We start from the raw sequence: 21,489 nt of genomic DNA, 5'->3' as shown, positions 1-21,489 counted from the left end.
ATCAGTATTTTTTTGAACTATTAAATTTACTTTATCTTGTTTTTGTAAATAAAATTTTACTAAATTTGCATAAGGTTTACAAAAGAAAAGTACAGTATACCTAATTACCATTAATAGTAAGCTCTGATAAGTAACTAGTTAAAAATAAGGATAAAAGACAAGATGTTCCCATACATGGACTCACGATAACAAAATCATTCTTTTTCATCCCTTTCAAATAGCGTACAAATTTCTAACCTTATGATCTCATCTTTAACAAGTGTCATTAAACCCCAACGTGTTGCGGGTATTTTAATCAGTATCGTTGTCGGATGCTGGGTCCTGACAGGCTGCGTATCCACAAAACGCCTTTCTTATTTTCAGCAGGAGCCGGGTAAAGTAGATACTCTGGCGCTAGCCGCCCGCTATGTACCTTCAATTCAGCCGGGCGATGTTTTATCCGTTCAGGTAAGTAGTCTCAACCCTGAAGCATCAGCTTTCTTTAATCCGTACATGGCTTTTGCCGTAGCCGACCGGGGACCTGCCACCAACACAATAGCAAGTACGACCCCTCTTCCATCCGTTAACGGTTACCTGGTTGATGACGCGGGTATGATCGATTTGCCCATGATCGGCAAGGTCAACGTAAAAGGTAAAACGGTTGCTCAAACCAAAGACCTTCTTAGAGAATCGTTGAAAGAATATCTGAAGGAGCCTACGGTCAATGTCCGCAATCAGAACTTTAGAATTTCGGTTATGGGGGAAGTTATGCGACCTTCTTTGTACACCATCCCCAACGAACAAATTACGCTGCTGGAAGCCCTTAGTCTGTCGGGCGACGTAACGATCTACGGACGCCGTGATAACGTGCTGGTCATTCGCGAAGAAAACGGCAAGCGGACGTTCTCCCGGATTGATCTTACCCGCCGTGATTTGTTTACCTCTCCTTACTATTACTTACATCCCAACGATGTCGTGTATGTTGAGCCCGGTCGCGTACGCGCAGCTACTGCCGACCGAGCCAACCAGCTCCTCCCTATTGCTTTAAGTGCATTATCCTTTGTTGCGATCATTTTCTCTCGATTCTAAAAACTCATTATATCCACTTAAAAGGCATCACCATGTCGAATCAGAATAACTATGCTTATGCTCCGTACCAAGTGTACGAAGCGGAGACTACGCCTGATCTGCGAATGATTCTTATGCGGTATGCGCATTACTGGAAGTGGTTTGTTCTTTCGGTTTTGCTGGCAGGAGGAGCCGCTTATGCCTACTTGATTTATCAGACGCCAATCTATAAGGTACAGACCAGCCTTTTGATCAAAGACGACAAGAAGGGCCTGAGTGAGGATAACATCCTGAAAGAGATGGACATTTTCACCCCTAAAAAGGTCGTTGAGAACGAAATGGAAATTCTGAAGTCCTACGCGCTCATGGACAAAGTGGTAACGAGCCTTGGATTGGATGTTCAATATTTTCGGCCCACCAGTACGGTGAAGCAGGAAATTTTCAATGAATCGCCGATACGCCTGATCGTTGAGAGAGGTAATGATGAGCTTTATGAGACACCGTTGCCGATCACAATCGAGAGTCCTAGAACTGTACGTATAGAGGGTACCGTTTATCCGATTAACCAAACGATACAGACTCCGTACGGACGTTTGCGGGTATTTCCAAAACGCGCCCTAAAGGCGTCTACAGAGCCCATGATCGTTCAGGTTTCTCCTCACCGCGAAACAGTAGAAAAGTACCTGAAAAGGCTGACCGTAGACGCAAGCAGCAAAGTGTCGACCGTACTGCTAATGACCCTGGAAGACGCCGTGCCGGATAAAGGGGAAGCGATGTTGAACAAGCTGATCACCGAGTACAACCAGGCGGCTATTGTTGATAAAAATATCGTCGCTGCCAATACGCTGAACTTTATCGAAGAGCGGTTGAAGCTCATTGCGGGCGAGTTATCGACTGTTGAAAAAGGTGTTGAATCATACAAGTCGTCGAAAGGCATTACGGACCTTGGCTCACAGGCTCAGCTATTCCTGTCGACGGTGAAAGACAACGATGATCAGTTGAATCAGGCTTCTATTCAACTGGGTGTTATTCAGGAACTCGAACGCTATGTGACCAGCAAATCCAACGAGCGGGGTGTGGCTCCCAGCGTATTGGCAATCAACGATCCTGTACTTGTTGGCTTGGTTGGTAAAGTAAGTGAACTGGAGTTGCAGCGCGATCAGCTTAGCCGGACAACGACCCCAAGCAACCCGATTCTGCAATCGCTGGACTCGCAGATCAAAGCGACCAAAGAAAGCTTGAGCGAAAACATTCAGAATATAAAGTTGATGATTAGCGGCAGACAGGAAAAGCTAAAAGCGACCAATCGTTTGCTGGAAAATCAGATTCGCACGATACCTAGTAAAGAGCGCGCGCTGGTCGATATTACCCGTCAACAGTCAATCAAAAACAACCTGTATACCTACTTGTTGGCAAAGCGGGAAGAAACAGCTCTTTCGTACGCATCGACCGTTGCTGACAGCCGTACCATCGACCCACCCCGCACGGGAAGTGAGCCAATTAAACCCGTTAAAGGCATGATTTTCCTGCTCTTCGGCCTTTTTGGTCTGATGATGCCCGTGGGTGTATTGACGGCCCGCGATGCCCTTAACAACCGCGTAAATCGCCGGACCGATGTTGAGTCGGTATCACAGGTCCCAATCCTGGGAGAAATTGTAGCCAGCCGGAGCGTTGAGCCCCTGGTCATGGTATCGAACCAGCGCTCGGTTATCGCCGAACAAATCCGTGCCCTCCGTACGAATCTTCAATTCCTGCGAAGTGATCCTAACAGCAGCCAGGTTATAATGTTTACCTCGAGCATCAGCGGTGAAGGAAAGTCGTTCCTATCCTTAAATCTGGGCGCTAGCCTTGCTCTTGTTGATCGGCCAACTGTCATCCTGGAAATGGATTTACGCAAGCCTAAGATCCACTCCGTACTGGGTGTGACTAATACGATAGGCATTAGTAACTACCTGATCCAAGAAGCTACGCTGGACGATGTGCTTCAACCGATACCGGGTTTTCCGAATTACCACATCATCACCTGTGGTCCTATCCCGCCAAACCCGGCAGAGTTGCTGAGTAGCCCGGCCCTCGAGCAGCTATTCAAGGAGTTACGGGAGCGCTTCTCCTATATCATCGTTGACTCTCCTCCGATTGGCTTAGTCACAGACGCTCAGTTGATTGCTCCGCACGTTGACGCAACCATGTTTATGGTACGCCATGATCATACTCCGAAAGCTTACCTACGGATGATCGATACGCTTTACAAAGAAAACCGATTCCAGCGGCTGAATTTAATCCTGAATGGAGTTGGCACTGGCGGTGATTCGTATCAGTACGGATATGGCGGTTACAGTTATGGTGGTTATTACGAAGAGTCGGCTAAAATAGCGAAAGCCTCTACTGGTCAACGTCGGTAACCAGCCCTAGTTACATCACGCACCATCAACCCACCTCGTATATGCTCGGCTTTTCTTTGCCATCGCTCGATGATTCAGCAGTACTTAACGAATCGTTTTCGGCAACAGTCAGTCACCAAGTTAAGTTGTCCCGCGGACACAGATGGGGTAAACGACTATTCGACGTTGTTGTTTCTGGATTGGTTATCGTTACACTGCTGATCTGGATCGTACCCCTTATTGGTCTGTTTATCAGGTTGACATCACCCGGTCCTATGCTGTTCAGACAAGTACGTACCGGCCGCAACGGTCGTCCGTTTCGCTGCCTGAAGTTCCGAACCATGCGGTTTGACAAACAGGCAGAGTTTCGGCAGGCGACAAAGAATGACAGCCGCATTACGCCGATTGGCCGCTTTCTGCGCAAGACGAATCTGGATGAATTACCACAGGTGTTTAATGTACTGCTAGGTGATATGAGCATCGTTGGTCCGCGACCACACCCTGTCCAACTGGATGCGCAGCACTGGTACACGCTGCCGTCTTACGCGAGCCGCTACGCCGTCAAACCGGGCATAACGGGATTGGCTCAGGTACGTGGCTGCCGGGGCGAAACGGCCAACTTAATTGACATGGAACACCGGGTACGCTTCGACCGCTTTTACATCAGCAAGCAATCGCCCTGGCTCGACCTGTCAATCTGCTGGTGGACAGCTTTCAAGATGCTTACTGGTGACAAGAAAGCATGGTAATCATTTCATAGTAGCAAATCCTTCGAACAATACAGTCTGCATTGCCTCAACGATTTGCTATTGAGCTTCAGAAAACGATTTAAGAACACAAAAGCTTGTACTTATGAAGTGCAGTATCATTATACGTGCCTTTAATGAAGAAAAACACATCGGTAAGCTACTTGATGGCATTGCTCGTCAGGAGAGTCAGCACACCATTGAGATAATTCTAGTAGACTCAGGCTCAACCGATAATACTGTTCAGATTGCCGAAAGCAGAGGAGCGCAGGTCATAAAAATCCGGCCCGAAGAGTTTTCCTTCGGACGAGCGCTCAATCTGGGATGTCAGTATGCGTCCGGCGATATTCTGCTCTTTGCCAGTGCCCACGTGTATCCCGTTTACACCAACTGGATTGACCGGATGCTGGCCCCATTCGAAGATTCTAAAGTGGCCTTGACGTACGGTCGGCAGATTGGCAATCACCTAAGCAAATTCTCGGAGCAACAGCTGTTTGCCAAGTGGTTCCCGGACGTTTCGAACAGCAACCAGTCTATTCCCTTCTGCAACAATGCCAACACGGCCATTCGTCGCTCGCTTTGGGAACAGATGACCTACGATGAGTCACTAACGGGGCTAGAAGATCTTCACTGGGCGGGCGCTATACAGCAGCAGGGTTACAAAATTGCCTACCAGGCCGATGCGGTTATCGTTCACGTGCACGAAGAAACACCCCGTAAGATCTACAATCGGTATTACCGGGAAGCCATTGCGTTTAAACGGCTTAAGCCACACGCTACGTTCAACAGTTGGCACTTCGTTTACTTGGCCATCACCAATATTCTGAGTGATTACAGCGCTGCCATGCAAACAGGAGCTTTTCTGGCCAATGTGTTTGATATACCTATGTTTCGGGTGCTTCAATTCTGGGGTACTTACCAGGGCTACCGCTTCGTAGGAACGCTTGATCGTACGCTCCGCCAACGGTTCTACTATCCGAACGAGTTCTTCCGGCGCGAGAAAGTGGAACACGCCGTTCAGCCGCTTATGAAACAAATAGCGTATGAATAGCCAAGCGCCAATCGATATCTCGGTCACCTTAGGCCCTACCCTTCCTACCTGGCCGGGCAGCATGGGTGTGCAGGTTCAATCCCTTCAGACGATTGGACCCGATTCGGACGCCAACGTGAGCCGACTGGACATGGACGTACATACAGGAACGCACCTGGATGCTCCTTTGCACTTCGTCGCCGACGGGGCGGATACGACATCGCTCTCCTTGACTACGCTGGTTGGCTCCTGCCGGGTCGTATCGATTCCAAATACGGACACGATCACGCGCGAGTTGCTGGAACGCTACGTAGGACACGATGTACCGAATCGGTTGTTGCTTCGTACCGACAATTCACGCACACAGTGGTACGAGAAGCCGTTTCAGCAATCGTTTACAGCACTGGCGGCCGATGCAGCCGAATGGCTGGTAGATAATCAGGTCGAGGTCATCGGTATCGATTATTTATCAATCCAGCGCTACGCCGACTCACCTGCGACGCACCAGATTCTTTTGCGCAACCAGGTTGTCATTCTAGAAGGTATTTACCTGGGTAATGTAGAGCCGGGAACCTACCAGCTGGTGTGTTTACCCTTGAAAGTTCAGGGCCTCGAAGGCGTTCCTTGCCGGGCCGTATTGTATCAGAATTAACTAGCTAAAATCGTAAACGAATAGAAAGCTTATGTCATACTCCGTTGCTGCTATTGTGCCCATGCGTCATTCCAGCGAGCGCGTTCCTGGAAAAAACTACCGAGATTTCGCGGGCAAACCCCTTTTTCATCGCATTATTGATACCCTGCTCGAGTGTCCTTCGATTACCCAGGTGGTGATTGACACGGATAGCCCAACGGTCATCGAACAGACGGAGATCTATTACCCGACTGTAACCGTTCTAGAACGGCCCGAACATCTGCGCGACGGGGCTATTCCGATGAACAATGTCCTGCTCAATACCTGTGAGCAGATCCCGGCGGATTTTTATTTGCAGACCCATAGCACAAACCCACTACTGTCGGCCGAAACGATTGAAAAAGGAATTCAGCAGTTTCTAAAAAATTACCCCATTTACGACACGCTCTTTGGTGTTACGCGCATGCAGGTGCGGTTGTGGGATCAGTTAGTTCGGGCGGTCAACCATAATCCAGCGATCCTCCTTCGGACCCAGGATCTACCACCGCTCTACATGGAAAACTCCTGCATGTATCTGTTCAAAAAAGAGACACTTGTTCAGAAGCATAACCGTATCGGTGACCGGCCGTTCATGCACGATATTCCCGAAATCGAAGCGCAGGACATCGACGTTGAACTGAATTTTAAAGTAGCCGAATTCCTCTTTACTGAACTTTATCCTGAACTAGCCCTATGAAAGTTTTAATTACGTGCCCACCGATGCTTGGCCAGTTGGCGGAATTTCTTCCCATCTTCGAAGAAGCAGGCATCGAAGTAATTGCTCCGAAAGTTGTTCAAACGTTGTCCGAAGAAGAACTGATTGATCTGGTGCCAACCGTTGATGGCTGGATTATCGGTGATGATCAGGCGACCGAGCGGGTGTTCCGGGCGGGCAAAGCCGGAAAGCTGAAAGCCGCTGTCAAGTGGGGCATTGGCGTCGACAACGTTGATTTCAAAGCGTGCAAAGAACTGGATATTCCAATCGTAAACACGCCGATGATGTTTGGAGCCGAAGTGGCCACCATCGCCGTATCGTACGTGCTGGGCCTGGCTCGACAAACCTACTACATTGATCGTGAAGTTCGGGCGGGCAACTGGGTTAAGCCAGCAGGGATGTCTCTTGCTGGTCACACGGTAGCACTGGTTGGCTTCGGCGACATTGGCAAAGCGACAGCCCGGTTCCTGAAAGCCTTCGACATGCACATCAACGTGTATGATCCTTTCGCCAAAAAGTCTGAGCCGGATGAGGCAAACTACAACTTTCTTGATTTTCCGCAAGAACTAGAGAAAGCCGATTTCGTCGTGACAACCTGCGCGTTGACGCCAGCAACAAAGCACTTAATCAATGCAGAAAGTATTCAGCGCATGAAGGACGGCGTACGGATTGTCAACGTATCGCGTGGTCCAATCATTGACGAAGCTGCCCTGATCGACGCACTTAAATCCGGTAAAGTACATTCCGCTGGTTTAGACGTATTCGAAAACGAACCCCTTCCAATTAATTCAGAGCTCCGCCAGTTTGACCGCTGCATCTTTGGTACGCACAACGGCTCCAATACGATTCAGGGTGTTCAACGCGCCAGCCATCAGGCAATCAAGTCAATGTTTGAATTTTTAGAAATCGCCGAACCGGTTGCATAATTTATGAAAAAGGCGCTAATCACAGGGGTATTGGGTGGTATCGGTAGTGCGCTCGCCCAATCGTTCCGCGAAAATGGTTACTACGTGTATGGTCTGGATATTCGTGATACCGACGATCACCAGGCCGACCAGCTGATTCAGTTTGACCTCCACCGGTTTAGTACCGACGATGCGTACCGCTCGGAGTGGAAGCTCAAATTTTACGCGCTGATTCCAGAACTTCATGTACTGGTTAACAATGCCGCTGTACAATTGCTCGATGGACTAGACGACCTGAAGTTAAGCGAGTGGAACCACACAATGGCCGTAAACCTGACGGGGCCACTGCTCTTAAGCCAGCATTTCCTTGATCAGCTCGAAGAAGGGAACGGATGCATCATCAACATCGGTAGCATTCACCAGCAGCTTACCAAACGTCGATTCATTAGCTACGCTACCTCCAAAAGCGCGCTTATCGGCTTGACCAGAGCGTTAGCCGTAGATCTGGAAGGGCGAGTTCGTGTCAACGCGATAAGCCCGGCAGCCATCGAAACCGATATGCTACTGGCTGGCTTCGACGGCAACCAAAGCGCGTTGGACGAGCTACGTAGAATTCACCCCGTACAGCGCATCGGCTGCCCGAACGATGTAGCAAAAATGGCTTTGTTCTTAGCCTCCGAGAGCTCCGGCTTCATCCATGGCGCTAACCTGACTCTAGACGGCGGAATCAGCTCAGTGTTAAAGGATTTGTAACAATTCCTATTTGCGCTAAACAACTGAAAGCGGGCGAAAGAATCGTCTTCGCCCGCTCTCCATCGGACAATTCAGAGATAAAGTCATGCAGGTGAAAACTATTGTAGATAAGCTTTGGAATTCGCCCACGATAACTTCGTGGATGAGTTACGCAACACGAGCGCTAAGCTTATTTGTTGTTCTACCACTGATATTAAAGCGTTTTGATGATGGAGAAGTTGCCTTGTGGTACCTGTTCTCTACGATAATAGCCCTCCAAAGTTTATTGGACATGGGCTTCAGAAATACGTTCATCCGGTTGATTTCGTACGCGATGGGCGGCATAGAAGAAATAACCCAAGTTGTGTCGGCAAAGGTAGTTGCTAGAAAATCAGATAGTCCGAACTGGAACTTGGTTGGTAAGATCTATGCAAACATGGCTTATCTGTATGGATGGCTAACCGCTTTGGTAATCATTGTAATGGGAAGTTTGGGAAGCTGGTCGATGGTACGCCCTATCTCATTTGTAAAAGATGCACAATCGGCTTGGCTAGCCTGGGGAATAATAATTATCGCTTCAGCTTGTAGGTTTTACGGTTCTATCTATTCAAATTACCTAGAGGGCCTCAATAAAATTGCGCTTGTAAGACGTTGGGAAGCGCTCACATCAACCGCTGCTATTAGCTCATCTATCATTGGTCTTTATATAAGTGACAGTTTACTGGTACTAGTTTTTATCAATCAGCTTTGGGTTTTTTTATCAGTCATACGCAATTATTTTTTAAGTAGAACTGTAGAAAATAACAAATTTAAAACTATTGAAATCGACTATTCATTTGATCGTCAATTATTCAGAAAAATATGGCCTGCGGCATGGCGAAGTGGAATATCTGGTTTCATGTCAAATGGATTAAACAATTTAAGCAGCGTATTATATGCTCAAATCGGCAATAGCGAAAGTATTGCCTCTTACTTACTGGCTCTACGTATTATAGCACAAATTAGAGAGATATCAATGGCTCCCTTTTACAGTAAAATACCATTATATGCTCGTTTACGTGTGCAAGGAGATATGAAACAATTAATCCAAAAGGCACAACATGGAATGTTCTTATCACACCTTGTTTTTGCAATAGGAGTTATTCTCGTAAGCATTACATCTAACTATTTATTAGAGTATATCAATAGTGATATAAAGTTTGTTTCTAACGAGTTATGGTTGCTGTTGTCATTAGCTTATTTTATTCATCGTTACGGCGCTATGCATATGCAACTCTATTTAACAACTAATCATGTAATTTCACATATTGCTGATAGCATTTCCGGAATAATATTTATCGTAACTAGCTTTACATTGATAAACTCATTAGAATTATATGCTATTCCTATAGGAATGCTATCCGGTTACTTGGGATTCTACGCGTGGTATGCAGCTTCTTTCTCAATAAACAGTCTCTCAATTAGCTTTTATAACTTTGAGAAACGGGTGACTACTATACCTCTACTGCTGTTCTTATTTTATATTACGATCAATTTAATGTTATAGTTTCTCACCCATAATTCCCTATGAAAGCATCTATATTAATAAACAATTATAACTATGAAGCTTATGTTGAAAAAGCTATAGCTTCAGCCTTGAACCAATCTTACGAAAAGGTTGAGGTAATAGTCTATGACGACGGCTCTAAAGACCAGTCATTACAGAAAATTGAAAAATTTTCAAAAGACATCATTACAATAGCAAAACCTAATTACGGCAGAGGACATTGTTGGAACCAGATAAATGCAGTTAATGAAGCTTTTAAAAAAAGTACTGGTGATATAATATTCTTAATGGATAGTGATGACTGGTTCTTTGAAGATAAAGTAAGAAAAGTAGTCGAAATTTTCAATAAGAATCCCAATGCTGTATACGTACAACATAGGTTTGACCTAGTTGATGAAGAAGACAATAGAATCAATGCTGAAAAACGGCCTCTGTATTCCGGCATAAACATTCTAGATGGCATTTATTATACAAAACGGTTAGATTTCTTCTTCACACAAACAAGTGGACAATGCTTCAAAAGATCCTTTCTAGAAAAAATTTTACCCTTAAAAGAAGACGATCTGTCTATGATCTGTGTGGATATAAGGCTAACAAGATATGCAGCTTTTGAGGGAGAAATAATAACGTTACAGGATAAGTTATCAGCCTATAGAGTACATACTAAAAATCACTCTTCAGTACTAAAAGATAAAAACTACTATACAAAATACGAGAAACAACATTTAAATTTTTTCAATAGTCTTTCTCAAAAATACAGTAAACCTTATTTAAAAAAAGAAAATTCTACTTTATCTTATTTAAAAGTATTAGTCCTATTATTTAGGGCTAATATGAACTCTAATCAGAAGATAAATTTCTTAACAGCTTGGTTCAAATCCTATATAAACAAATAAATGGAATCAATAGAACAATTTGACCGATTACAAAGGGCTACAGTAAACCCATACTTTAATGCTCTCTCGATCATAAAAAATAGGCTAGCATGGGATTTAAACCCTAACGCTTGGTCTTCTAGAAAAAAAATGGGAAATCTTAAAGATTTTCATACTAAAAAGAAAGCGATAATAATCTGTAATGGACCGTCTTTGAAAAATGTAGACTTTGATTCTTTCATAGGAACAGACATCTATTTCTTTGGACTAAACAAGATCAACTTAATGTTCGACGATACAGAATTTAGGCCTAATGCGATAGTTGCGAGTAATTATTTTGTAATTGACCAAAATAAAGATTTTTACAATTCAACAGATATACAATTATTTCTCAACTCTGACAAAAGCAATGTTATCAAGAATAGAAATAATGTCGTCTTTGTGAATTATTCAAGTATACCTCGAAAATTTGCTAGAGATTGTAGTATATCTCTTTTTCAAGGACATACAGTAACTTATACTGCAATGCAACTGGCATTCCATATGGGTTTTTCAGAAGTAGCTATTATTGGCTGTGATCACCACTTCGAAACAAAAGGAATATCTAATAAAACTGCTATTGCGGGAGAAACTGACCCAAATCATTTTCACCCAAAATATTTCGCAGACGGCGTAAAATGGGACTTGCCCGATTTACTAGGTTCTGAGTATCATTATGATCTTGCGGATAAAGTCTATAAGCACTTTGGTCGAAAGATAGTAAACTGTACTGAAGGTGGCAAACTAGAAGTTTTCGAAAGGATGAAATTAAACGATTTTATCAAAAAATGATTCAACAGGACTTAGCACCTCTTAGATAACATTTTTATGTATAGACTAACAATCGCCCTAATAATACTTTTTACAAATTTTTCTGACTTTGCACATTACACTATAGTCAGAATATTACCAATCATTTTTTTTTCAGCTATAATCTTTCAAGAACTTATAATAAAAAAACCTAAAATAAACTTTTTAAACAGAAACTTTTGCCTATTAAACATATTAGCTGTTATATTAATTATAAGTATAATCATTTCGACCAGAAAGGACGTTTCTATCGATTTGAGAGCATTTAGAATCCTAACGTTTTTATCATTTGTTATAGCTTTTTTTAATACAGCATTCAATTACGTAAAAAATAATGATCTACTGACAACTTTTGTAAATTTTGCATATAAACCACTGTTGTTTTTCCTATCAATAAATCTTTTTTTATTTTTTTTAGGATTTAAAGCTTCTGACTATAACATTGGACAAGCCGTTATTTTATCTTATTTCGGTTTAGCTATAGAAAGGGTAGAATTCTTTCTATCTCCAGGAATAAATGCTTATGGTGCTGTATTAGGAATAGCATTCAATCTAAGCTTAATAGGCTTTGGAATAGTAAAACAAAAACGAAATATTTTTTTATCCGGCTTAATAATATCTTTAATATCCTTATTGCTTACTGATAGTAGAGGAGCAATAATATTTCCTGTCATAATTTACTGCTCTATAAAATTCTTTTTTTCCAATCTAAAAAAACCTAAACTATTGTGGATTGTTCCGATAATCGGATTTGTAGGTCCATTCCTACTTCTTTCAACTTTATTATTTTTATCACAAACGGACTATGGAGCGGTCGTATCACGTTCTTCGGAAGATTTGGCAACAGGAAATGCTCGCTCAATAATTTGGGGAATCGCATTTAATGATTTTTTGGCTTTTAAGCCTGAACATCACCTCTTCGGTTATGGTGAATATGGGCAGTATGCTGCGGGACTTTCTCAGCAATGGTCATATATATTTGGAGACAATGAAAACGCTGAATTTATGCACCCTCATAATATTTTCTTGTCAATTGCGCTTGACTATGGATATTTTGGGCTAATCATATTCACTTTAGTACAATATTCTATCATAAAAGCTATTATAATTAGTTGGACTTCTCAAAGAGAAGTTTCATACTTGCTATTAGGCAATATACTATATTTCAACTTAGCTGGTATAACTGAGACTATGTTCGGTTTTTACTATCAAAATATTGTTTATTTATTTTTTATGATAAACCTTTTCGCATTCATTCTAAGATATTTTAATAAGAAAAATCAATCAGCCAATGTTAGATCTAACCAGATTTACCCCATCCCGTATTCTGCCAGCGGTGGAACGTCGTTTGAAAGAAGTCCCATTCACGCAGGCCTGGTACAATTCCGCTCAGGGGAAGAAAAACAGGAGTTATCTGCAGCAAATTCATAATCGCTACGCAGGAGAACGGCTTTTTCTAATCGCGAATGGGCCAAGTATTAAAGACATGGATCTTTCGGTTTTGAAAGATAAGTATACCATGTGCATGAACCGGTTCTATATTTACTTTGACAAGCTCGGATTCACCCCTACTTTTTTGACTTGCGTTGAAGAACTAGTTCTTGAGCAATTTAAAGAAGACTTTAATAATCTTTCGTGTGAGACCTTCTTTAACTGGCGCTTTTACAAACAATTCCCTAAAGCGCACTTCCTGAAAGAAGCTTACTCATTTAATCCTTTTTTTCAAGATAATATTCTTGAACCCACTCATTTTGGCGGAACAGTAACCTATGCCTGTCTACAGCTAGCCTACTATATGGGTTTTAAAGAAGTAGTTATTATTGGCATGGACCATAGTTTCAAAGAAAAAGGACTAGCGACTAAGGTGGAAGTACGTAATTACGAGAAAGATGAAAGCCATTTTGATCCCAATTACTTCCCAAAAGGAATTAAATGGAAATTACCTGATTTAGATAAATCCGAATATTCTTACGCACTTGCCCGCGATTTTTATCAGCAGAATGGACGCGAAATTATCGATGCGACAGTAGGTGGCAAGTGTACTATTTTTAAGAAAGGGAAATTCTCTAATTATTTATAACAAACTAATAAAATCATTCCGATGCAACTTTTACAACCTGATCAGCTAATTTCTTCCGGAGAAAACATAACGTTCGACTGTCCTAAATTAATTATTGCCGTTGATGGCTATTCAGGTTGTGGAAAAAGCACAACCGCAAAGCAAGTTGCAGCCCGTCTGGGGTACACCTATATTGATACGGGGGCTATGTATCGTAGCGTTACGCTTTTTTTGCTTCAACATAACATCCTCTTTACTGACTCCCACGCAGTCCAGGATGCGCTGGCTCAAATTTCGATTTCATTTAAATTTAATGTGATCACGGGACGGAATGAAACGTATCTGAACGGTGTGAACGTGGAAGATGAAATTCGGATGTTGTATGTCGCTAACTCGGTAAGCAAGGTTAGTGCTCTTCCTGAAGTACGACGTACCCTTGTTCGATTACAGCATCAGATGGGTCAACAGCGCGGTATCGTTATGGACGGCCGTGATATTGGGACCCAAGTTTTTCCCGACGCTGAACTCAAGGTATTTATGACGGCGGATGCACTTATCCGTGCCCAACGCCGGCAAGTTGAGCTGGTCGATAAAGGGCAAGCTGTCGCTCTGGAAGAAATTCTGGATAATATCAAAAAGCGTGATCACGATGATACGACTCGCACAGTAAGCCCTTTACGCCAAGCTGATGACGCTCTTTTACTCGATACGTCCTACACAACTATTGATGAACAGATCGACTGGGTTGTGCAAATGGCTACGGAGCGAATGCAACAGCCACAGCTTAGCTAAATCAAGGCTAAACGCTGCTCAGTATACGATAACAGCATAGTGGTAGTTGGCTTACACACCCTATTTGTGCAACGAATTAAACCCACCGTATTTATTTGACTTACGTTTTACAATTCCATTGTTTAACTTATTTATGGAAAACGCTTATTCCCTTGTTCCAAAACAGCTTGCTCAGGCCTTGATCAATAAGGTTAGCCTCATCGAGAATAAGGCAACAGCTGATCGACTATTCAAGAGCGCACTTGCTAGTCGGAACTGTACCATTATCTCTTTTATCAATGCCCACGCTTTTAATATTTGTTATCGAAACGATCAGTTTGCAGAGGCTTTGTTAAAATCCGATTGGTTGTTGCGAGACGGCAAAGGTATTGAGATACTGTATAAGTCGATTGGTCGGAAGCCTGGAGTTAATATGTGTGGAACCGATACCATTCCTCAGTTACTCACACTGGCTAAAGGAAAACGTATTGCCTTAGTTGGTACGGAAGAACCCTATCTGCAACAAGCCACTGATTTTTTAACGCAAAAAGGCCACAATGTCATTTTGACGGTTCATGGTTTTCATTCCATCCAGAACTATTTGCCGATTATAAAGCAAGCCAAGCCCGATGTGGTTATTTTAGGTATGGGGATGCCCAAGCAGGAACAGTTATCGATCTATCTTAAAGAACGACTCGATTATCCCTGTGTCATTGTCAACGGGGGGGCTATTATCGACTATTGGGGAAACAAAGTAGTGAGAGCTCCAAACTGGGTCCGGCAGATTGGGGGCGAGTGGGCCTTCCGGCTTTTACTGGAACCCCGTAGACTATTTACGCGCTATGTAATCGGCAATTTTGTCTTTCTCAGACGCGTTCGACAGATTAGAGGTCAGGAGTTTGCAGCACTTAGAAATAGTGCGTAGTATTTTATTGATTAAAAACGTACATGCACATGCGTTACCTGTTTTTTTTGTTAATATCAGCGCTGTTCTGGCACCTGACAAATAGTAATGTTACTACTGACAACACTAAACTGAATCAAGACAGCACAACGTTAAAACAGGCCGCACCATTTCCCTTAGGTGTTTCAGTAGATGCCAGACTGCTGACCAGCAATAAGCAATACCGAAATACGGTTAATCGGGAATTCAACAGCATAACGTCGGAAAATGCGTTAAAAATGAATCGGCTTCTCGTAGCGCCGAATCAATACGATTGGTCAGGAGGTGATTCTATCGTTGATTTTGCCCGTACAACTGGCAAACGTATGCATGGACATACGCTTGTCTGGCACCGAAGTGTACCAAAATGGGTTGAGGCATTTCAGGGGGATTCGATAGCCTGGGAGAATTTATTAAAGAGCCATATTCAAACCGTTATAGGTCATTATAAAGGACAAGTTAAGTCATGGGATGTTGCCAACGAAGTCATTGATGATAATGGTTCATTGCGTAAATCGATCTGGTCAGCGCATTTAGGTCCAGATTACGTCGCTCGTTGCTATCAATACGCGCACGAGGCAGATCCCAAAGCACTACTATTTTATAATGACTACGGTCAGGAGATCAATCTAAAAAAAGCACTGGCAATTAAGGCAATGCTATTAAATCTCAGGAAGAGAAAGATTCCGATACATGGTGTTGGTCTACAATCCCATATATCTATCTACCATTCTGACAGTCAGTACAGACGAGGCCTCGCTGTGATGACTTCGGTTGGATTGCTTGTACATATCTCCGAACTGGATATTCGTCTGAATACGAAAAAGATTAAAACTCTTACAATTACAGAGAACATGCTGGAAGAACAGGAGCAGAAGTATGAATCGATAGTTGAGATTTATAAAGATGTTGTTCCTAAAAAGCAGCGGTATGGGATTACGATCTGGAATCTTAGCGATAAAGACAGTTATCAACTTAAAGACTGTCAATGCCCCGATGCCCCGATGCCGTTCGACACGACTTATAAGAAGAAGTTAGCGTACAAAGGCTTGCTGGATGGGCTAAGACAGTAAAAACACTTTACTTCACTGTTTTAAAAACCTTTCGTACACTGATCCACCCCCCCAGGGTGTTTTCGTAAAGTTGCCCCTGATCAAGTGCAATAGCCGTTTTTAATTCTGAACCGCCTAACCAGCCGAGCGGCCAGGTTAACCAGGCGGCCCCCGAAAACTGCGCTACGGGTTGGACAAACGGATGACGATGCGTTCCGTAATGCTGGCTAATCGATAAACGAGTTTGCCATTGCACTCCCCGACCAATGGTACCAGCAAATCCTACGTGCCCCATTTGAACCCGGTTACTTGCAATAGCCCAAATGCGCTTTTCCGGATGCTCGTTCTGCCGTTCGGGCCGCAAGTCTGACCGGTAGGCTATAAACGGCGAACCGATCACGCGTCGGTTCTGCACCCAACCGTCAATATACTGGTAATTGTTGAAGTAGTCGTCCTGGCCTTCGTAGCGCGTTCCGGTATTGACATAGGCCCCACTCTGACTCATGGTGTTGAAATATTCGAGCAGGATATGGCGTAGCTGAAAACCACCTGCTTCGGTTGGTCGACGTAGTAAGCGGAGGCCGTACAACCCATCAGGAAAATTGATAAAAACCACGCCCGATTTGTCTTCGAAAGGGTGCTGATGATAACCCATTACCTCCCACTTTCCTATCGTTGTTTCGAGGCTAAAATCGATGGAGCCTAGGTGATTACCAACTCGGTTAATCCGATCAAAATCACTCAGCTCTTGCGAATTGGAGTCACTGCCTTCACTGGCCGTTAACACATACAGATAATCCTTGAAGGAGGAAGGCATCTTGCCATCCTTGGCACGCGAGGGTGGCAGATAGCCTGAGCGTCCCCCCCACTGAGCGTTGTGCAATACGCCACCCGTCAGTCGAACGCGCGAATTGGGGCGTCCAATGCGTATATAAAACGCTTTCTGGTGAAGATAAGACCCCTGGACCGAATCGGTATTGGCAAACCAGCCATGCGCAAAGAAAGTATGAATAGAGACAAACCCATTTGTAAAACCTAACGGCGTAAATCCGTTTGTCCCAACCTGTATTTTGGTGATCGGCAACGCATTGCCCGACCAGGAGTAAAAACCCGATGTTAAGGTAGAATCGCCCAGACCGATGACTTCCTTCCTGCGTCCCCCCCACAAGCTAAAACGTCCTAGGTCAAGCGATAGATAAGCCTGCGGCAACAAAACAGTTGACGTTCTAGCCGCATTGCCAACGGCCTGAATACCGTAGCTAATAGACCGATTTGGATGAATACTACTTATGCCAAAACGTTCGCTGATGCCCACCCGTACCGTCCCTGCCGGACTACTCTTTGGAACAAGACCAAACTGATTAGCCTGTAACCAGAAAGGCGTCCGGCTACCCGATGCAATCAGACCTCCGATTTCGGCGTCAATAAATGTTTGTCGCTTAGCAGATACAGGGAAAGAATCTATCTGTGCAGACGTTAGAAAGCTAACGGACAGACAAGAAATGATCAAGAAAAGTCGCTTCACAGGTTGTAGAAATTAGCGTAGTCTAACCTAAGTCACACTGACTACAATTGAAACACCTGTGCAATATAAATAACTATTAGTTAAAATATTAAAATTTATAGTAACTTAAAGATGATCAATGCTAGAGGATTCGTCACGCTCATTTTAGCGTCACAGTCTTTCTCGATTGATTGTAACTGCCAAAACAGCCTAATCCATTCTGGATATTAGTTGGTATAATCACGGGTTCGGCGAAAGGGTTGTTGGCGGCTTTGAGTTGCTGATCCAGGGCCACATGGTATTGATAATAAGCTTCGTCAACGTGCATCAGGTCAAAGCTAATCGCCATTGATCGGTATTGCCGGCTTAGTCTGTCTTTATCTAATAACGCCGAAGCCGACAGGGTTCCTGCTTTGTTTTGACTTGCTAGCAAACCCAGCGAATTAGTAGCCATAATGAATGAAATAGCTTCCGGGTTGCCATAGGATGAGTTCGAAGGCGTATTGATGGGTATACCGCGTACAGTTCCTTTGACTCGGTAATACGCATTCGCAGGATCTTGCCAGCTTCCCACAACACGATACTCTTTTTGCGCCCCATTGACCTGTCCTGACGTTGATGTTGAATCGAACTGGATCGCATCGAGGGCAATCATTGAGGGTACTGTCGTGGTTGAACTCACCTGTTGACCCGTGGAGGAGCGCACGGTCATTTGGTAGGTATTACCCGACCGAACCACCATTTTTTGTGCTTTTACCGCATATAAAGCCAATTGAGAATTATAGACCAGTCTAACTGAGTTACTACCGTCAGACAGTGTTACAACAGCGTCGGAGACTTCAACGCGCCTGGTGGCATCGTTATCCAAAACAGGACGCGACCGGGTTACTTTAGCGGTCAGCAGCGTATCCTGCGGAGAAATAAAGCAATCAACAACCAATTTATCGGACTGCCCCGCAAGCACCTGCGGTACGATCTCTTCCCGCATCGAGTTGCAGGCTAGTAGTATCGTAGACAGAACTAGCAATAGCCATTTTTTATCGAAAGAAACCATAAGTTTCAGCGGATTATCTTTTTCAGGAATGCCAGTCAAAACCGAACGGTATAACTCACCGACGGAACTACAGGAAATAGCGAGTACTTGTACAAGACCGTTTTCGATGGCATTCCCTTACCCTGCTCTTTTCCTTCCAGCGAATAGAGGAACGCATTTCGGCGGTTATACACGTTGTATACGCTCAACTCCCAAACCCGCTCGTAAGACGTCCGCTTTCTGGTGAAGCGTAAACCAATGTCTAACCGGTGATAGGCATCGGCCCGAAACGCATTTCGTTCGCTGTACTCCTTGACGTTTGGACCAGAGCCATAAAGCGTACTAGCCGTAGCTGGATTAGATTCCGCTTTTTGATCGAGGTAGCCCGAATAACGTGATAGTGGCAGTGTGAGCGCATTACCCGTTCCGTACACCCATGAGCCGGAAAGCGTGATTGAAGGCGTTAGTTCGTAGATACCAACGACAGACGCGTCGTGGCGACGGTCGTAGCGAGGGAAAAATGGCTTACCAGCGTTCAATTCAGCAAACTGCCACTTCGTCCAGGAGAGTGTATAGCCTATCCAGCCCGACAGCCGCCCTGTCTGCTTTTGCAGCAATACCTCTGCTCCGGAGGATCTTCCGTGTCCGCTGGTTACATTGTCGGTCCACTGGGTTGATTGGATCGATCCCTTCGTGTCGGCGGTCAGAAAGCTGGCCCCTTCCCGGTAGCTAAGCAGATTATTCATCTGTTTATGGTAACCCTCCACCGTTAAGGTTATTCCTGCCGTTGAGAAATTTTTGACTATACCCAGTGCGATCTGCTGCGACTGCTGTGGTTTGACTGACCCCACTGTGGGCACCCATAAATCCGTACAAAGGCCCACACCAGCGCTGGAAAGTAGATGAACATATTGATTCATTAAGGCAAACGATCCTTTTAGGGTGAACGTTGGTGCCGCCCGATAAGCCAGCGACAGCCGGGGTTCAGGAAGAGCGTATCCAGGTAGGGATAATTTTTCACCAGCCGATCCAGAAGGTGCATCCTGACGACCACCAATTAGCGAATAAGCGCTCAGCCGTAAGCCGCTGTTGATACTCCACTGATCAGTGGGGGTCCAGGTGTGTTCAATGTAGGCACCCGCTTCTGCCGTATTAACCTGATGATCGGCGGTTTGTACCGGAGGGTCGGCAACCGTCAGCGACACCGAAGCCTGAGGATTAAATACGTGCTGGGTTGCCTGTACTCCGTAGCGAAGCTGGTGCTTTTTGTTGATATATTGATGAAGGGCATAACTAACACCTACGTCTCGGATAGCGGATTGATAAGCAAGCCTATAGGTTCCGTTTGAAGAGCTTTCCGGAAGCAACTGTTCATCCTGCACCGCCATGCGGTAGCGACTAGACAAAATCGACAGATCGAACGCCAACCCTCTGGCTCCCTGGTGATGCCAGCGTATACTTCCGGCTTCGTTGGTCCATTGCAGAGCAGAGCGTAAGGCAATACCATCGGTGCGGACATTACTGAACTGATCGTGACTGCGGTACCCACTAACGTATAGTTTATCTTTATCACCAGCCTCAATCGTCAACTTGGCATTTACGTCATAAAAGAACGTTTTCAACACGGGTTGATCGTCCGTGCCTTTTCCCAGCAGTCCCGTCAGTAAATCCAGGTACGTGCGTCGCCCTGCTACAACGTACGTAACCTTTTTGCTCAGTGGTCCGCTTACGAGTAATCGAGAGGCAACGATTCCGCCAGTAGCTTCGGCATGTACCTTGTCCGTCGCTCCGTCTTTCGTCGTTAGTTCAACAACCGATGACAATCGTCCGCCGAAACGAGCGGGGAAACCGCCCTTGGTCAAGTCTGCTTGTTTCAAAGCGTCACCGTTGAAGGCGGAAAAGAACCCCAACAGATGGTTTGGATTGTAGATTGGGGTATTATCCAGTAAAATCAAATTCTGATCCGGTGCTCCTCCACGAACGTACAAACCAGCGTTCCCTTCCGACCCTTTCTGTACGCCGGGCATCAGTTGCAGCATTTTCAGCACATCCTTCTCACCCAATAATGCTGGTACTTTTTTAAGTTGAGTCATTGAAAGGCTTACTGTACTCATCGGTGTGTCGCTGCCTACTGACGCCTGTTTACTCCCTTCCACACGCTGTTCACCCAAGGTTTGTCCTGCGGTCAGAAAAATGCTGAGTTCAGTGCCGCTCTCCGGTCGTACAATGTATGTGACGGAGGCAAAACCAACATAAGAGAATGTGACAACAGTTATAGCGCTAGCAGGTACGCTGATTGAGAAGAACCCTACATCTGACGTTAGACAACCTTCCTTGTTGTCAGCCACATATACATTTGCACCGGCCAATGGCAATTTACTTTTAGCGTCAAATACATGGCCTGTAATACGTCGAATAGCAGATATTTCGGCCTTCAAGGTACCACACAACAGCATAAACAACAGTAAGCTCAGCAGCTTCATCTCGGCGAAAATCCCAAAAGGCCTGAAAGACACATGTAAGTAATTTCCCTACGTATTACTTACCGTTTTCGACATTCATCTTGTGGATTTGTCACACATGCACTTCTGTTAACAGAGATACCTTAAGTGATTTATTGATAACTCTAAT

At 44.5% G+C, this 21,489-nt stretch carries 19 protein-coding genes; 16 read left to right on the top strand and 3 right to left on the bottom strand.

Features of this window, described 5'->3' with window-relative positions; genetic code table 11:
• Nucleotides 1-240: 240 nt before the first annotated feature.
• From M0L20_RS13040 to M0L20_RS12965, 16 genes are all read left to right on the top strand, one after another.
• Nucleotides 241-1,068: a polysaccharide biosynthesis/export family protein gene (locus M0L20_RS13040; RefSeq protein ID WP_232561409.1), complete on the top strand. Its 828-nt coding sequence runs from the start codon at nucleotides 241-243 to the stop codon at nucleotides 1,066-1,068.
• Nucleotides 1,069-1,100: 32 nt separating this feature from the next.
• Nucleotides 1,101-3,449: a GumC family protein gene (locus M0L20_RS13035; protein WP_248477375.1), complete on the top strand. Its 2,349-nt coding sequence runs from the start codon at nucleotides 1,101-1,103 to the stop codon at nucleotides 3,447-3,449.
• 41 nt (nucleotides 3,450-3,490) lie between these two features.
• Nucleotides 3,491-4,177 carry a sugar transferase gene (locus tag M0L20_RS13030; RefSeq protein WP_232561407.1) on the top strand — a complete coding sequence of 229 codons (687 nt, stop codon included), beginning with the start codon at nucleotides 3,491-3,493 and terminating at the stop codon, nucleotides 4,175-4,177.
• 103 nt (nucleotides 4,178-4,280) lie between these two features.
• Nucleotides 4,281-5,225 carry a glycosyltransferase family 2 protein gene (locus M0L20_RS13025; RefSeq protein ID WP_248477374.1) on the top strand — a complete coding sequence of 315 codons (945 nt, stop codon included), beginning with the start codon at nucleotides 4,281-4,283 and terminating at the stop codon, nucleotides 5,223-5,225.
• The gene (locus M0L20_RS13020) at nucleotides 5,218-5,856 is read left to right on the top strand and encodes a cyclase family protein (protein ID WP_232561405.1); all 639 of its coding nucleotides are present in this window, start codon (nucleotides 5,218-5,220) and stop codon (nucleotides 5,854-5,856) included. The genes M0L20_RS13025 and M0L20_RS13020 overlap by 8 nt, the downstream gene beginning before the upstream one ends.
• Nucleotides 5,857-5,887: 31 nt before the next feature.
• A complete protein-coding gene (locus M0L20_RS13015) occupies nucleotides 5,888-6,571 on the top strand; it encodes an acylneuraminate cytidylyltransferase family protein (RefSeq protein ID WP_248477373.1) in 684 nt (227 codons plus the stop codon).
• A complete protein-coding gene (locus tag M0L20_RS13010) occupies nucleotides 6,568-7,515 on the top strand; it encodes a phosphoglycerate dehydrogenase (protein ID WP_248477372.1) in 948 nt (315 codons plus the stop codon). The genes M0L20_RS13015 and M0L20_RS13010 overlap by 4 nt, the downstream gene beginning before the upstream one ends.
• Before the next feature lie 3 nt (nucleotides 7,516-7,518).
• Nucleotides 7,519-8,247 (top strand): SDR family NAD(P)-dependent oxidoreductase, encoded by a 729-nt coding sequence (locus M0L20_RS13005; RefSeq protein WP_248477371.1) that lies wholly within the window; start codon nucleotides 7,519-7,521, stop codon nucleotides 8,245-8,247.
• A 313-nt stretch (nucleotides 8,248-8,560) separates the two neighbouring features.
• Nucleotides 8,561-9,772, top strand: a complete 1,212-nt coding sequence (locus tag M0L20_RS13000; protein WP_248477370.1) for a hypothetical protein — start codon at nucleotides 8,561-8,563, stop codon at nucleotides 9,770-9,772.
• A 20-nt stretch (nucleotides 9,773-9,792) separates the two neighbouring features.
• Nucleotides 9,793-10,668: a glycosyltransferase family 2 protein gene (locus tag M0L20_RS12995; RefSeq protein ID WP_248477369.1), complete on the top strand. Its 876-nt coding sequence runs from the start codon at nucleotides 9,793-9,795 to the stop codon at nucleotides 10,666-10,668.
• A complete protein-coding gene (locus tag M0L20_RS12990) occupies nucleotides 10,669-11,478 on the top strand; it encodes a 6-hydroxymethylpterin diphosphokinase MptE-like protein (protein ID WP_248477368.1) in 810 nt (269 codons plus the stop codon).
• 36 nt (nucleotides 11,479-11,514) lie between these two features.
• Nucleotides 11,515-12,927, top strand: coding sequence for an O-antigen ligase family protein (locus M0L20_RS12985; RefSeq protein WP_248477366.1), 1,413 nt, complete (start codon nucleotides 11,515-11,517; stop codon nucleotides 12,925-12,927).
• Entirely contained in the window at nucleotides 12,833-13,576 is a 744-nt protein-coding gene (locus M0L20_RS12980) for a 6-hydroxymethylpterin diphosphokinase MptE-like protein (RefSeq protein WP_248477364.1), read from the top strand. The genes M0L20_RS12985 and M0L20_RS12980 overlap by 95 nt, the downstream gene beginning before the upstream one ends.
• A gap of 21 nt (nucleotides 13,577-13,597) precedes the next feature.
• Nucleotides 13,598-14,347 carry a (d)CMP kinase gene (gene cmk / locus M0L20_RS12975; RefSeq protein WP_248477362.1) on the top strand — a complete coding sequence of 250 codons (750 nt, stop codon included), beginning with the start codon at nucleotides 13,598-13,600 and terminating at the stop codon, nucleotides 14,345-14,347.
• Nucleotides 14,348-14,480: 133 nt separating this feature from the next.
• The gene (locus M0L20_RS12970; RefSeq protein WP_248477360.1) at nucleotides 14,481-15,251 is read left to right on the top strand and encodes a WecB/TagA/CpsF family glycosyltransferase; all 771 of its coding nucleotides are present in this window, start codon (nucleotides 14,481-14,483) and stop codon (nucleotides 15,249-15,251) included.
• 29 nt (nucleotides 15,252-15,280) lie between these two features.
• Nucleotides 15,281-16,342, top strand: a complete 1,062-nt coding sequence (locus M0L20_RS12965) for an endo-1,4-beta-xylanase (RefSeq protein WP_248477358.1) — start codon at nucleotides 15,281-15,283, stop codon at nucleotides 16,340-16,342.
• 7 nt (nucleotides 16,343-16,349) lie between these two features.
• On the opposite strand, the gene M0L20_RS12960 is transcribed toward M0L20_RS12965, so the two are convergent.
• The 3 genes from M0L20_RS12960 to M0L20_RS12950 form a co-directional block, all read right to left on the bottom strand.
• Nucleotides 16,350-17,846 carry a capsule assembly Wzi family protein gene (locus M0L20_RS12960; protein ID WP_248477357.1) on the bottom strand — a complete coding sequence of 499 codons (1,497 nt, stop codon included), beginning with the start codon at nucleotides 17,844-17,846 and terminating at the stop codon, nucleotides 16,350-16,352.
• Between the two features lie 139 nt (nucleotides 17,847-17,985).
• The gene (locus M0L20_RS12955; protein WP_248477355.1) at nucleotides 17,986-18,879 is read right to left on the bottom strand and encodes a DUF4249 domain-containing protein; all 894 of its coding nucleotides are present in this window, start codon (nucleotides 18,877-18,879) and stop codon (nucleotides 17,986-17,988) included.
• A gap of 35 nt (nucleotides 18,880-18,914) precedes the next feature.
• A complete protein-coding gene (locus M0L20_RS12950) occupies nucleotides 18,915-21,314 on the bottom strand; it encodes a TonB-dependent receptor (protein WP_248478081.1) in 2,400 nt (799 codons plus the stop codon).
• Nucleotides 21,315-21,489: the final 175 nt, after the last annotated feature.

Source organism: Spirosoma liriopis (genome assembly GCF_023196085.1).
Classification (GTDB): Bacteria; Bacteroidota; Bacteroidia; order Cytophagales; family Spirosomataceae; genus Spirosoma; species Spirosoma oryzicola.
Note: the sequence above shows the minus strand (reverse complement) of the source record. Positions and strands in the feature narration are given on the sequence as shown.